The organism is Pseudonocardia autotrophica, assembly GCF_003945385.1.
Classification (GTDB): domain Bacteria; phylum Actinomycetota; class Actinomycetes; order Mycobacteriales; family Pseudonocardiaceae; genus Pseudonocardia; species Pseudonocardia autotrophica.
This window is the reverse complement of sequence record NZ_AP018920.1, coordinates 2,517,059-2,529,728: the sequence shown is the minus strand read 5'-3', so window position 1 is coordinate 2,529,728 and position 12,670 is coordinate 2,517,059. Positions and strand designations below refer to the sequence as shown.

At 69.8% G+C, this 12,670-nt stretch carries 15 protein-coding genes and 4 pseudogenes; 8 read left to right on the top strand and 11 right to left on the bottom strand.

Features of this window, described 5'->3' with window-relative positions; translation table 11 throughout:
• Positions 1-5 precede the first annotated feature (5 nt).
• Positions 6-275: pseudogene (locus Pdca_RS37990) on the bottom strand (IS3 family transposase); the annotation flags it as partial.
• Positions 276-379: 104 nt separating this feature from the next.
• Here Pdca_RS37990 and Pdca_RS38170 point away from each other — a divergent pair.
• Positions 380-580, top strand: a pseudogene (locus tag Pdca_RS38170) (helix-turn-helix domain-containing protein); the annotation flags it as partial.
• Between the two features lie 41 nt (positions 581-621).
• On the opposite strand, the gene Pdca_RS11950 reads toward Pdca_RS38170, so the two are convergent.
• Both Pdca_RS11950 and Pdca_RS36055 read right to left on the bottom strand, forming a co-directional pair.
• Positions 622-1,632: an IS3 family transposase gene (locus Pdca_RS11950; RefSeq protein ID WP_125911267.1), complete on the bottom strand. Its 1,011-nt coding sequence runs from the start codon at positions 1,630-1,632 to the stop codon at positions 622-624.
• Positions 1,629-2,105: a transposase gene (locus Pdca_RS36055; protein ID WP_179956585.1), complete on the bottom strand. Its 477-nt coding sequence runs from the start codon at positions 2,103-2,105 to the stop codon at positions 1,629-1,631. The genes Pdca_RS11950 and Pdca_RS36055 overlap by 4 nt, the downstream gene beginning before the upstream one ends.
• A gap of 138 nt (positions 2,106-2,243) precedes the next feature.
• Between Pdca_RS36055 and Pdca_RS11940 the strand changes: the two genes are divergently transcribed.
• The 3 genes and pseudogenes from Pdca_RS11940 to Pdca_RS36050 form a co-directional block, all read left to right on the top strand.
• Complete coding sequence (locus Pdca_RS11940) at positions 2,244-2,555, top strand: transposase (protein ID WP_166665856.1); 312 nt, start codon at positions 2,244-2,246, stop codon at positions 2,553-2,555.
• Positions 2,552-3,448, top strand: coding sequence for an IS3 family transposase (locus Pdca_RS11935; protein WP_125911301.1), 897 nt, complete (start codon positions 2,552-2,554; stop codon positions 3,446-3,448). The genes Pdca_RS11940 and Pdca_RS11935 overlap by 4 nt, the downstream gene beginning before the upstream one ends.
• Positions 3,449-4,432, top strand: a pseudogene (locus Pdca_RS36050) (IS30 family transposase); the annotation flags it as partial.
• Positions 4,433-4,497: 65 nt separating this feature from the next.
• Here the strand turns inward: Pdca_RS36050 and Pdca_RS37985 are convergent.
• Both Pdca_RS37985 and Pdca_RS11920 read right to left on the bottom strand, forming a co-directional pair.
• Positions 4,498-4,713: pseudogene (locus Pdca_RS37985) on the bottom strand (transposase); the annotation flags it as partial.
• A gap of 59 nt (positions 4,714-4,772) precedes the next feature.
• A complete protein-coding gene (locus Pdca_RS11920) occupies positions 4,773-5,594 on the bottom strand; it encodes an IS4 family transposase (RefSeq protein WP_232021535.1) in 822 nt (273 codons plus the stop codon).
• Between the two features lie 245 nt (positions 5,595-5,839).
• Here Pdca_RS11920 and Pdca_RS11915 point away from each other — a divergent pair, with 245 nt between their 5' ends.
• Complete coding sequence (locus tag Pdca_RS11915; RefSeq protein ID WP_197719973.1) at positions 5,840-6,064, top strand: hypothetical protein; 225 nt, start codon at positions 5,840-5,842, stop codon at positions 6,062-6,064.
• Here the strand turns inward: Pdca_RS11915 and Pdca_RS11910 are convergent.
• Entirely contained in the window at positions 6,057-7,265 is a 1,209-nt protein-coding gene (locus Pdca_RS11910; RefSeq protein ID WP_197719823.1) for an ISAs1 family transposase, read from the bottom strand. The two genes, Pdca_RS11915 and Pdca_RS11910, sit on opposite strands and share 8 nt — an antisense overlap.
• Positions 7,266-7,424: 159 nt before the next feature.
• On the opposite strand from Pdca_RS11910, the gene Pdca_RS11905 reads away from it, so the two are divergent.
• The 3 genes from Pdca_RS11905 (at position 7,425) to Pdca_RS35495 (ending at position 9,020) form a co-directional block, all read left to right on the top strand.
• Complete coding sequence (locus Pdca_RS11905) at positions 7,425-7,682, top strand: hypothetical protein (protein ID WP_125911369.1); 258 nt, start codon at positions 7,425-7,427, stop codon at positions 7,680-7,682.
• Positions 7,679-8,689, top strand: a complete 1,011-nt coding sequence (locus Pdca_RS11900; RefSeq protein ID WP_125911267.1) for an IS3 family transposase — start codon at positions 7,679-7,681, stop codon at positions 8,687-8,689. The genes Pdca_RS11905 and Pdca_RS11900 overlap by 4 nt, the downstream gene beginning before the upstream one ends.
• 154 nt (positions 8,690-8,843) lie before the next feature.
• The gene (locus tag Pdca_RS35495) at positions 8,844-9,020 is read left to right on the top strand and encodes a hypothetical protein (RefSeq protein WP_158092386.1); all 177 of its coding nucleotides are present in this window, start codon (positions 8,844-8,846) and stop codon (positions 9,018-9,020) included.
• A 111-nt stretch (positions 9,021-9,131) separates the two neighbouring features.
• On the opposite strand, the gene Pdca_RS11895 is transcribed toward Pdca_RS35495, so the two are convergent.
• The 5 genes from Pdca_RS11895 to Pdca_RS11875 are packed head-to-tail and all read right to left on the bottom strand — an operon-like array spanning position 9,132 to position 12,408.
• Positions 9,132-9,707 carry a methyltransferase domain-containing protein gene (locus tag Pdca_RS11895; RefSeq protein ID WP_085916814.1) on the bottom strand — a complete coding sequence of 192 codons (576 nt, stop codon included), beginning with the start codon at positions 9,705-9,707 and terminating at the stop codon, positions 9,132-9,134.
• The gene (locus Pdca_RS11890) at positions 9,704-10,789 is read right to left on the bottom strand and encodes a TerC family protein (protein ID WP_085916821.1); all 1,086 of its coding nucleotides are present in this window, start codon (positions 10,787-10,789) and stop codon (positions 9,704-9,706) included. The genes Pdca_RS11895 and Pdca_RS11890 overlap by 4 nt, the downstream gene beginning before the upstream one ends.
• Positions 10,683-11,426 carry a baeRF3 domain-containing protein gene (locus Pdca_RS11885; protein ID WP_125911368.1) on the bottom strand — a complete coding sequence of 248 codons (744 nt, stop codon included), beginning with the start codon at positions 11,424-11,426 and terminating at the stop codon, positions 10,683-10,685. The genes Pdca_RS11890 and Pdca_RS11885 overlap by 107 nt, the downstream gene beginning before the upstream one ends.
• Positions 11,312-12,001 carry a hypothetical protein gene (locus Pdca_RS11880; protein WP_085916815.1) on the bottom strand — a complete coding sequence of 230 codons (690 nt, stop codon included), beginning with the start codon at positions 11,999-12,001 and terminating at the stop codon, positions 11,312-11,314. The genes Pdca_RS11885 and Pdca_RS11880 overlap by 115 nt, the downstream gene beginning before the upstream one ends.
• Complete coding sequence (locus tag Pdca_RS11875) at positions 11,998-12,408, bottom strand: hypothetical protein (protein ID WP_125911367.1); 411 nt, start codon at positions 12,406-12,408, stop codon at positions 11,998-12,000. Before Pdca_RS11875 ends, Pdca_RS11880 begins: the two co-directional genes overlap by 4 nt.
• Positions 12,409-12,670: the final 262 nt, after the last annotated feature.

Sequence of the window (12,670 nt, the reverse complement as noted above, 5' to 3'; positions counted from 1 at the left end):
CAGGCGTGCTCGCGCATCAGTCGCTCGACCCGTTTGCGCGAGATGCGCCCCCCGCGCCGCTGCAGGGTGGCGTGGATCCGCGGCGAACCGTAGGTGCCCCCGGAGCGATCGTGGATCTCGACGATCTCCGCGAGAACCTGCTCGTCGGTCCGTCGGCGGTCGGACGGGTGGCGTTGTTGGGCGAGCCAGCCGTAGAACGTCGAGGGGGCGACGTCGAGGACCCGCAGGATCGGGTCGACCCCGAACCGGTCGCGCAGATGGGCGACGGCGTTCAATATCGCCTCCTTGTCGGGTCGATCTCCTGGGCGAAAAAAGCACTCTTGGACTCAACCGGTCAGCGCAACACCCCACAGGTAGTTGATCATGATAGGGGTGGGCGATGGCACGCTTGGGCAGGCCGGGGATGTCCGATGAGGACCGCACTGATCTGTGGGTCCGCTGGGGGCGCGGGGAGTCGATCAGTGACATCGCTCGGGCGATCGAGCGGCCCCCGGGTTCAGTGTTCACGGTGCTCAAGTCGAGCGGGGGCTATGTTCCGCCGCCACGCCGGCGCCGACCGGGGACGCTGACTGCCGCCGAGTGAGGTTCCGGTAGCTGTCAAGTCAACTGAGACAGTTGATCTTACTGAGTTGGCTGTAGGACGGGTTGATTGATCCACGCCTGCTCGGGCAGGCGCGGCGGGCTGGGCCGGCGACTGAATCGCTCGGGATACTGGGCGTGTGCGCGGTCGAGGACGGTCTGACGCTGAGCCCGGACCTCGGTCGCGGTGTCGAAGTGGATCGACGCCGGGGTGTGCATGCCGATGCCGGAGTGCCGATGCTCGTGGTTGTAGTGCTCGAAGAACCGCTCGCAGAACGCGCGGGCATCAGCGAGCGAGCCGAACCGGTCCGGGAAGTCCGGCACGTACTTCAGCGTCTTGAACTGCGCCTCGGAGAACGGGTTGTCATTCGAGCACTGCGGCCGGGAATGTGACCGGCAGATACCGAGATCGACCATCAGCTCCGATACCGGTTTCGAGGTCATCGACCCGCCCCGGTCGGCATGAATCGTCTGCGGGATGACGTGGTTGCGGGCGACTGCGTCGGCGAGGAAATCCTTCGCCACGACGGCATCCTCAGCGTTCGCGGCGAGCCATCCGACTACGTAGCGGGAGAAGATGTCGAGCACCACATACAGCTTGTACCACTCGCCCTTCCGCGGGCCCTTCAGCGCGGTGATGTCCCACGACCACACCTCGCTCGGGCCATGAGCGACCAGCTCCGGGCGCACCCGCGGCGGATGCGTGGCCTGGGCGCGCCGTTCCCGGTTCTGACCCGCTGCGCGGGCGATCCGGTACATGCTCGACTGCGAGCACCACCACCGGCCCTCGTCGAGCTCCCGGGCCCACACCTGCGGAATGGCCAGATCCCGGTAGTCCTCGGAGTTCAGCAGCGCGAGCACGGCGGCACGCTCGTCGTCGGTGATCGTCGAGGGCGGGAGCCGGCGCGCACGGTGCGGGCCGTGCAGCGGCCCGAGCGTCACCCCCGCCGGGTCGGCGCGGCGGTAGTGCGTGGCCCGCGACCGACCGGTCAACGCGCACGCCGCCTTGATCGACACCTCAGCGGCGCGCAACTCGGTGAACGCGCCGTTCAACGCCGCTTCCGCGGCGCCGGTGGTTCCTGGTCGTCCGCGCTCTCGGACAGCTGCTCCAAGAGCGCGTGCGCTTTTCCCATGATGTCCAACGCGGTCCGCGTCTTCGTCAGGTCGGATTCGAGTTTCGCGTTCCGGGCCCGGAGCCGTTCCAACTCGGCCGCCTCCGCCGACCGCTTCGGACGTTTCGCCGACCGCCTCGAATCGGCTACGCCCTCCAGCGCGCCGACGTCCCGGGCCCGGGTCCACTCGATCACGTGCGACGAATACAGGCCCTCCCGGCGCAGGACCGCGCCCTTCTCACCGTTCGGCGCGTTCTCATACTCCGCGACGATCGCCAGCTTGTATTCCGCGCTGAACGACCTACGCGACGGACGCGGCGACGGACCACCAGCCGACCGCGGACCCGACGACGACGCCGTCGACCCGCTGCTGCCGGCCCCCGCACCGCGACGCTCCTCCGATGACACGAGCACCAGGATCTCCGATCACGCCCTCTACTGTGAACCGCTGACTTCAACCTGTCTCAGGTGATCTTGGCAGAGAGGGTTCCCCCGCTTTGCCGGAGTGTCTGAACACTGGTTCGATCTTGAGAACCAGGAAGGAAGGCACTGGTGCCCGCACCGAAGAAGTACCCCGATGAGCTGCGCGAACGAGCGGTCCGGCTGTATCGGGAGTCCGACCCCCGCCCGACGTTCCGCGGGCTCGCGCAGCAGCTCGGGGTGCATCACGAGGCCCTGCGCAACTGGGTCCGCCAAGCGGAGGCCGACAAGGGCGAGCGCGATGATCGGCCGTCGACCGACATGCTCGCCGAGAACCGGCGGTTGGCGAAGGAGAACGCCGAGCTGCGGCGGGTCAACGAGGTCCTGCGCGCGGCGAGCGCCTATTTCGCCAGCGAGATCGGCCCGACCCGGAGGTGGTCATGAGCTTCGTCGACGCCCATGACTTCCCCGTCGGTCTCGTACTACGGGTCCTGAACATCGCGGCCTCGACCTACTACGACTGGCGCGCCCGCCGCGCGTCACCATCGCAGCGGCAGCTCGACGACGCCGTCCTGCTCGAGCAAATCGTGAAGATCCGCTCGATCAGCGAGTTCGCCACCACCTACGGCTCCCCGCGGGTCTGGCTCGAGCTGCGCCGCCAGGGCGTGCACGTCGGCCGCAAGCGCGTCGAGCGGATCATGCGCGAGCACGGCCTACAGGGCGCCCACCTGCGCCGCGGCTGGAAGGGCGGCTCGACCCGGCAGAACCCCGCCCACCGGCCGGCGCCGGACCTGCTCGAACGCGACTTCACCGCGACCGCGCCGAACCGCGTCTGGGTGGCCGACCTGACCCGGATCGTCACCGGCGAGGGCGTGTTGTGGCTGGCCTCGGTGCGTGACGCGTTCTCCAACCGGGTCGTCGGCTGGGCCACCGACCCCCGTGCGACGACCGCGCTGGTCCTCACCGCGCTCAACCACGCCCTGCGCTCGCGGGACCTGCGCCCCGGCCAGTTGATCTTTCACAGCGACAAGGGAGCCCAGTACACGGCGCTGCGACTCACCCAGCGCCTGGTCGACGCCGGTGTCGCCCCGTCGACCGGGTCCACAGGGGACAGCTACGACAACGCCCTCGCCGAGAACCTGTGGTCCACCCTCAAGATCGAGCTGCTCTACTGGCCCGGCACCACCTTCACAACCCGCCGCGACGCCGAGCACGCCCTGATCCGCTACCTCGACGGCTGGTACAACCCGCGCCGGATCCAGGCCCGCCTCGGCGGGCTCTCACCCGACGAGTACGAAGACGACTATCGTCGCACCCAGCGCGACGCCGACAGGTAACCCGCACTCCGGCGAACCGGGGGAAGCTCAGAGCGCGAGGAGATCTCGCGCGGGCTGGGCCAGAACAAGTCGATGCGCGCGATCGCGGCCGAGATCGGCCGACCCGCCTCGACGGTGAGCCGCGAGATCGCCCGCAACAAGGGCCGGCGCAAGTACCGGGCGGTCGACGCCGAGGATCGTGCCTGGCGCCGGGCACGGCGCCCGAAGGTGTGCCTGCTCGCGCGGCGTCCGCTGCTGCGCGGGTTCGTCGCTGACAGACTCGGCGAGGACTGGTCGCCCGAGCAGATCGCCGGGCACCTGGCCAAGCACTTCGAGCCGGGCTCAGGGATGCGGGTGTCGCACGAGACGATCTACAAGTCGCTGTTCGTGCAGACCCGCGGCGTACTGGCCAAGACCCTGCAGAAGCACTTGCGGTCGGGGCGGCCGATCCGGCGCAACGTGCACAACACCACCACCGGGCAGTGGCGCTCGCAGATCACCGACGCGGTCTCGATCCGCGAGCGCCCCGCCGAGGTCGCCGATCGGGCGGTGCCCGGGCACTGGGAGGGCGACCTGCTGCTCGGGCGCGGCACGACCCAGATCGCCACCGTGGTCGAGCGCACCACCCGGTTCACCGTGCTCGTCGCCCTGCAGGGACGCGACATGGACACCGTCACCTGGGCGCTGTCGCAGCAGATGTGCCGGCTGCCCGAGCAGTTGCGCCGCTCGCTGACCTGGGACCGCGGGATGGAACTGGCCCGACACAAGATCGTCACTGCGCGGACCGGGCTGGAGGTCTACTTCGCCGACCCGGCCAGCCCCTGGCAGCGCGGCACGAACGAGAACACCAACCGGCTGCTCCGGCAGTACTTCCCGAAGGGCACCAGCCTCGGCGACGTCACCCAGGCCCAGCTCGACGAGATTGCCCACCGACTCAACACGCGCCCCCGTAAGACCCTCGACTTCGACACCCCGGCTGATAGATTCGAAGCACTGTTGCGCTGACGGGTTGAGTCCAAGCTCGCCGCCTTCAGGATCTCGTTGGCCCGGCGCAGCTCGGCGTTTTCCTTGCGGAGCCGGCGCAACTCCTCGACTTCCGCGGTGGTGGGCAGGTCGGTGCGCTGGCCGCGGTCGGCCTGGGCCTGGCGGATCCAGGTCCGCAACGCTTCGTGATGCACGCCCAACTGCTCGGCCAGCCGCCGGATCACCGGACGCGGCTCGGACTCGAAGTACAACCGGACCGCGCGCTCACGCAGCTCGTCGGGGTACTTCTTCGGTGCTGCCACAGAGACTCCCTTCACGGCCTACGGCCATGATCGTCGGTCTCCGAGCTAGCGGGGGAACCTCAACATGCGCGACCTCGTGTCGCACCCCACCGCTGTTGGTAGAGGGTGATGATCTCTGCGGCCGGGTAGTCGGGGTCGGTCACGGTGGTGACCAGCCGGTAGATCTCGCTGCGCGGCCCGCGCTGATGGTGATCGTGATCCGGGCGGTGATCACCCGGACCTCGACCCGGTCCGATCCGGGAGACATACGAGCCGTCGCGCAGGCGGCGGCATACCGGTAGGGCCCGGTTGAGCTTGACCCGCACGAGCACGTCCGCGCCGGTCGCGACGACCGCGACGACCGCGACGACCGCGACGATCCAGGCGCGGACAGCGAAGGTCCGATCGGCCAGCACGATCATCCCGGCCCGGAGCGCGGCGAGCAGGTCGTGGGCGTAGCGGGTCTCCCCGACCCGATCGGTGCCGAACGTGGCGTCGATGATCGTGCGAGTGCCGCAGGCAACCAGCGTGAGCAGCCGCACCATCGGGTACCCGGTGCCGCCGTGGTTGCCGGCACCGCGTCGATACACCGTCAGGTTCGCGGGGGTGTCCGGGCAGCACAGGATGGTCCCGTCGATCGCGCAGACCAACCGGCCGCGCCACCACACCCCGGTCCGGGACAGGCCCGACGCCGGACCGCGTGGCAGGTCGAACAGGGCCCGCAGCGGAGCTGGGCCGATCCGGCGGCAGGCCTGGGCCAGTGCGCTCGGGCTCGGTCGGGCCGGCGCGAGCCCGGCCAGTGCAGCGGTCATCCGCGCCCACACCTGTCGATAGCCCAGCTCGGCGAACAACCCGCCCGCGAGGAGCAGATAGACCACGACCCGGGAGGGCAGCAGCCGCACCCGCTGTTGGGTCGTGTTCGTCTCTCGGCCAACACCGCGTCGACCATCTCGAAAGGCTCGATCCGGGTCAGCTCACCGACATGGCCCGGCGCGAACCAGCCCGCGGCCACTCTCACGACGCGACTGATGACAGAATCCGTGCTCAGCGAAGCTCCAGGTAGGGCAGAGGATGCCCTCTCTGCCAAGATCACCTGAGACAGGTTGAAGTCAGCGGTTCACAGTAGAGGGCGTGATCGGAGATCCTGGTGCTCGTGTCATCGGAGGAGCGTCGCGGTGCGGGGGCCGGCAGCAGCGGGTCGACGGCGTCGTCGTCGGGTCCGCGGTCGGCTGGTGGTCCGTCGCCGCGTCCGTCGCGTAGGTCGTTCAGCGCGGAATACAAGCTGGCGATCGTCGCGGAGTATGAGAACGCGCCGAACGGTGAGAAGGGCGCGGTCCTGCGCCGGGAGCAGGGGGTCGGCAAAGTCAGATGATCTTGAGGAGCTGGAGGGGCCGCAGTGCGTCGCGGCTGTGATGTCGTAGTGCGGCGGCGATGTTGGTGGCGCCGGCCAGACGGTGCAGGCTGATCGCCAGGTTCCGTAGCGCAGCCATGACCTGCGGTGCGGCACCGGTGCGCACGGTGGAGAGATCTTCAGCGAAGGTCACGTCGCGGACCCAGTGCAGCCCGTTCTCGATCTGCCAGTGTCCGCGGATCCAGCCGGTGAGCTCCTCGGGACGGGCCTGGTGCGGACCGAGGTCGGTGATCGCATAGACGGTCTCGGTGCGCCAGCGTGCCCTCCGGCCTGATCGGGTGTTGGCCGGGCGGGTCTTGCGGATGAGCTGCACGGCTTGACGGGCGTGCGGGAACTCGATCCCGGCCGCGATGGTGACGACCCTGAGCGTGCGGATCTCCCGGCGTCCGTGCGCGGTCTCGACGCTGCGGTGGTCGGGCTCGACGCCGCGCCACGGGAGCCCGGCGAGCTGGCGGCGTAGCCGGGGCTGGTTGCCCTTGACCGTGAGCACCCAGTGCGCTCCACGGCCGGCGAGGTACTCGACGTGCTCGCGCTGGGTGTGCAGCGCGTCCGCGGTGATCACCACCCCGGCCAGGTCCAGGCCGTGCAGGGTGTCGAGCAGCGGGGCGAACGCGGTGATCTCGCTGCCCTTGCCCGCGACTGCGTTCGCCTGGCGCTGACCGAGCACGACCCGGGTCTGCTGGTCGATCACCGCGAACAGATGACGAGCCGGACCGGCGGGGCCTCGTGAGCCGCGCACGGTCTTGCCGTCCACCGCCAGCACCCGGCGCCGCCCGACCGGCTCGGTCGCCGCGCACAGGCGCTGCACGAACGCGCCGATCGCGGCGTCGAACCGGTCGGCGTCAACCTGGCCCAGGATCCGGCGAATCGTCGACTCCGACGGGCATCGGACGTCGGTCCCGAGCACGGCAGCCACCTCGACCGGCAGGTCGGCGACCCACTCGGCAACCGCGACGAACGAGCGCGCCCCGGCCGCGACCGCGCACACCGCGGCCGTGAGCACCACGACCAGCCCATGTCGAACCCCCCGACGCCGGCGCGGGTCAACCACCCCGGCCAGGGCATCGGTCAGTCTCGGAGCCAGCGCGACCGGATCGGGTAGCTCCACCCCGCCCACCTGATCGGCGACGGCAGCGATCGACAATGATGCAGGCGCGGGCACGGCTCTCTTCCGATGATCAAGGCTGGCGTGAGAACCGCCATGATCACCACCAGGGTCGTGCCCGCACCCCTACCTCGACCGCGTGTCGTCGCAGCTCAGCACCCACTCACCGCGACTTTGCCGACCCCCTGGCGCCGGGAGGGCCTGTATTCGTCGCACGTGATCGAGTGGACCCGGGCCCGGGACGTCGGCGCGCTGGAGGGCGTAGCCGATTCGAGGCGGTCGGCGAAACGTCCGAAGCGGTCGGCGGAGGCGGCCGAGTTGGAACGGCTCCGGGCCCGGAACGCGAAACTCGAATCCGACCTGACGAAGACGCGGACCGCGTTGGACATCATGGGAAAAGCGCACGCGCTCTTGGAGCAGCTGTCCGAGAGCGCGGACGACCAGGAACCACCGGCGCCGCGGAAGCGGCGTTGAACGGCGCGTTCACCGAGTTGCGCGCCGCTGAGGTGTCGATCAAGGCGGCGTGCGCGTTGACCGGTCGGTCGCGGGCCACGCACTACCGCCGCGCCGACCCGGCGGGGGTGACGCTCGGGCCGCTGCACGGCCCGCACCGTGCGCGCCGGCTCCCGCCCTCGACGATCACCGACGACGAGCGTGCCGCCGTGCTCGCGCTGCTGAACTCCGAGGACTACCGGGATCTGGCCATTCCGCAGGTGTGGGCCCGGGAGCTCGACGAGGGCCGGTGGTGGTGCTCGCAGTCGAGCATGTACCGGATCGCCCGCGCAGCGGGTCAGAACCGGGAACGGCGCGCCCAGGCCACGCATCCGCCGCGGGTGCGCCCGGAGCTGGTCGCTCATGGCCCGAGCGAGGTGTGGTCGTGGGACATCACCGCGCTGAAGGGCCCGCGGAAGGGCGAGTGGTACAAGCTGTATGTGGTGCTCGACATCTTCTCCCGCTACGTAGTCGGATGGCTCGCCGCGAACGCTGAGGATGCCGTCGTGGCGAAGGATTTCCTCGCCGACGCAGTCGCCCGCAACCACGTCATCCCGCAGACGATTCATGCCGACCGGGGCGGGTCGATGACCTCGAAACCGGTATCGGAGCTGATGGTCGATCTCGGTATCTGCCGGTCACATTCCCGGCCGCAGTGCTCGAATGACAACCCGTTCTCCGAGGCGCAGTTCAAGACGCTGAAGTACGTGCCGGACTTCCCGGACCGGTTCGGCTCGCTCGCTGATGCCCGCGCGTTCTGCGAGCGGTTCTTCGAGCACTACAACCACGAGCATCGGCACTCCGGCATCGGCATGCACACCCCGGCGTCGATCCACTTCGACACCGCGACCGAGGTCCGGGCTCAGCGTCAGACCGTCCTCGACCGCGCACACGCCCAGTATCCCGAGCGATTCAGTCGCCGGCCCAGCCCGCCGCGCCTGCCCGAGCAGGCGTGGATCAATCAACCCGTCCTACAGCCAACTCAGTAAGATCAACTGTCTCAGTTGACTTGACAGCTACCGATGTCTTGGAGGACGACCTCTCCTACCGGAGCTCCGCTCCCATGATCGGCACCGACACGCGAGACCCGACGATCCTTGACCGCCAAGCCCAGCCGCTAACTGAACGGCTTTGACCCTAGCCGTGGCCACCCCGATCGCGCGGTGCGTGATGGTCACCCGCGCCCAACCGGGCGGGATCGACATTGACCGCGAGGTGCCGCGGCGCATCCACCGCGACCGGGCCAGGAACCTGTCGGTGGGCGGTTCGGTCACCGACCCGGGACTGGTACAGATTGGCGACGAGCTCACCACGACCTGACCCCGGGCCGGATCATCGATCCCCATGCGGGCGGGGCGCCACGGTCTCGGCGGGGGTTGCCTGCTCGCGCATCTGCATGCCCATGATGTTGATCTGACATCAAGTGGCCCGTCAGGTGTCGGCCCGCACCGCGGGCAGCCGGTGTCCTGTCCTGTCTGGCGGTGTCGGGCTGGTGCTCGGACGTAACAGAGTGAGGTAGCGCAGCCGTCCGGTGTGGTGTTCGACCCGGAATCGGTGTCTCCGGGCGAGGGCGTGGGTGTCGCGCAGCGTGAGCCAGTGGGCGCGGTAATGCTCGGCGATCACGAGCCGGCCACCGGGTCGCAGCACGCGGTGCAGTTCGTCTAGGACGCAGCCGGGGTCGGGCAGGGTGGACAGCGCCCCGACGAGGTAGGCGGCGTCCATCGAGTGGTCGTCGAGAGGTAGGCGGCGGGCGTCGGCGACCCGGGCGATCACCCGGGGCTGGAGCCCAGCGGTGCGCAGGCGGGCGTCGTCGAGCATGTGCTCGGGGGTGTCGAGCAGGTGCACCTGACCGCTGGGGCCGACGAGCCCGGCGATGTGGCGGGCGTGGTGGCCCAGGCCGGGGCGGATCTCGAGGATCCGCTCCCCGGTGCGCGGTCGCAGCACCCGGGCCAGCTGCGCGGGAGTGGGCGCGGGTCGCATCGCGGCGAGAACCTGTCGGGCGATCATCGATCCTCGCCTGGTCGTGGCGGCGGTGGTGTGGTCGTGTGGTCGGCGGGTGCCGGTTCGCTGCGGCGCCCGGCTCGGCGGGGTCGCCAGGTCGGTTGCAGGGCGGCGATCTCGGCGGGGGTGGCGATCCGGAACGGCGGGTTCTCCGGTTCGGTGATCGCCTGGCGGGCTTGTCCGCGGGTGGCGCGCAGGCTGGCACCGATGGACACGGCGAGGATGGTGACGATGACGGCGAGGGAGATCGTGGTGGGGATGTAGAACAGGTCGACCTTGAGCGCCATCTTGATCCCGACCCAGATCAGGACCAAGGCGAGGCCGAGCTTGAGGTAGATGAAGCGGTGCATGAGGTCAGCGAGCAGGAAGTACATTGCGCGCAGCCCGAGGATGGCGAAGGCGTTGGCGGTGAACACCAGGAACGGTTCGTCGGTGACGGCGAAGATCGCCGGGATGGAGTCGACGGCGAACACGATGTCGGTGACCTCGACGAGGACCAGCACCGCGAGCAGCGGAGTGGCGAGCAGGATCCCACCGCGGCGGATCAGCAGCCGTTGACCGTGGTAGGCATCAGTCATCGGGACCATGCGCCGGAACAGGGCCAGGGCGCGGGATTTCGCCGGGTCGAGGTGTTCGTCGCGGGTGCGGATCATCCGGTAGCCGGTGTAGATCAGGAACGCGGCGAACAGGTACAGGATCGCGGAGAAGCTGGCGATGATGACCGAGCCGGCGGCGATGAAAATCCCACGGAACACCAGCGCGCCGAGGACGCCGAGGAACAGCACCCGGTGCTGGTACTCCCGTGGCACGGCGAAATAGCTGAAGATGATCGCCCAGACGAACACGTTGTCCACGGCGAGGGACTTCTCGATGAGGTAGCCGGCGAAGTACTGCTGGCCCAGTTCGGCGCCGTAGAGCGACCAGATCAGGACACCGAACCCGACCCCGCACGCCACCCACACCACCGACCAGGCGGCGGCCTCACGGACGCCGATGACATGGGCGCGCCGGTGGGCGAACAGGTCGATCGCGAGCATTACCAGGATCACGGCGAGAACCGCGAGCCAGGCCCAGAGGGGAACGAGCAACACACACCACCTTCAGGACAGGGGTTCCGGATCGACGGGCAGGGGCGTCCGTCGCGCCGCGGGTACCAGGAGTGCAGGAACCGGGGCGGGGTGACCGTGGCGGGTCAGGGTGCAGAGTGAGGGCGACGCGGCCGTCGGCGGGCAGGGTCCGGTCGGCCAGCAGCGCGACCCACCCGCCGCGGGCCAGGACCGCCTCGATGAGCTCGTCGACGGCGTCGTCGAGCACGTCCGGAGCACTCAGCTGCGCCACCTCGCTAGTCGGGAAGTGGGTGTCCCCGTCGGCGGAGAGCCGAGCCGGCTGGAAGTAGCCCTGCTCGACCGCGAGCATCTCGGGGCGTTCCCACCGCGAGGCCAGCCAGGCCCGTTCGATGCCGTGCACCGCGCGGCCCTGGTCGGCCCGTTCGGCGAGCAGGGTGAGCGCTTCGGCCTGGCGGGAGAGCAAGTAGTCCTCGATCATCGGCCGGACCCGGGTCTGCAGCTGCTCGCGCGGGGTGGACAGGTGGTTCCCGGTCAGTGTGCCGGTCAGCCGGGCGGTGTGGCGCGAGAGCCGGCGGAACGTGGCCAGGGTGGGCTGCGCGGCCGCGAGGACCAGCGGGGCGGGATGCAGTCGCAGGTAGGCGCCCAGCGACTGGTCCACCTCACGGAGGACCGCTCCCGGGCCGGCTCACCACGTCGGTGCCCCGGGTCGGTGCGCGGGAATCCATGGGTCACCGGGCTCATCCGTCCCCCGGGCGCGTCGAGTAGGCGGGCCTCGTCAGCGGCCAACAGCAGCACTACATGGCGCGGGGTGCGGTGCAGGGCGCGCACCAGGTCCCGGGTGGCGAAGGTCGGGTCGATCACGCACCGGTCGCTCACCTCGACCGGCAGGTCGAACCGGGCTACATGTCCGGTGGAGACGAACAGGCCCAGCCCACGATCGAGCGGGCCGACGATCCCGGCGACCACGGCATCGAGCACACGCACCAGGTCCCGCGTGGCCGCGTCGTCGACGCCGAGCAGCCGCCGACGCGCCTTGCGCGCCAACGCATCCATGGCGGCCCGACCCTGGCTGTCCAGACCTTCCCCCGGTGTGGTGGTCAGCAGCAACGACACGGTCGGGAAGGCGCGATGACCCTGCAACCCCAGCACAGCCGCCGCGGTCAGCGGGGTCGGGGCCAGCGAGGTCGGGGATACGGAACCGTCAGTGTGGGCCGGCGTGGCGTTCGCGGTCACCGGGGGCCCCCGTCGTCGCACCGGTCGACGGGGTGCAGCTCTGCACCCAGGTTACCGGCGAGCGCGTGCAGCCGGCGGGTCAAGGCACGGCGTCGCCCCGCGCGGGTCCACCGCACCGGTTCCCGCACCACGACGGTCTCGGACACCTCGACCCCGACCATCGTGCTCATCAGGCGGGCCGCCCGCGACAAGCTGGCGACCTGGTCCCCGACCCGGCGCGCGACCAGCGCCTGCACCACCGGGTTGATCGTCAACGGAGCCGCCGGGCGGACCACCACAACCACCAGCGACCGCTCCTCGGCCACGGAACGACCGGCCGCGTCGACCAGCGAACCGGTCACGTCCCGCGGACCGGCCACCACCACCAGCAACGGCGCAACCACACCACTGCCGTTCCGACGGGGCAAGCGACAAACCACAGACGGGTCGCCGAGCCTCGGCGGCGGGCCGGATGCTGCGGAGAGAGGTGTCATGACGGGCTCCTCGGCTGAGCCGCCCGCAACCAGCACGGACGGGGATAGCGAGGTCTCCCTCCACCCGCACCGGACCATCTTGCCGGTGTCGCGAATGGGTTCGCCGGGCACCTGCGGAGGTGCCGTGATGACGACGGATACCGGATCGAGGTACTCCCCTCACGAACCACTATACACGAAATGTAGTTCGTGTACC

Bases quoted from the DNA above. Each gene is read 5' to 3' on its own strand.
- Pdca_RS11935 (WP_125911301.1), top strand. From the start codon at position 2,552: ATGAGCTTCGTCGACGCCCATGACTTCCCCGTCGGTCTCGTACTACGG.
- Pdca_RS11895 (WP_085916814.1), bottom strand. From the start codon at position 9,707: ATGATCGCCCGACAGGTTCTCGCCGCGATGCGACCCGCGCCCACTCCC.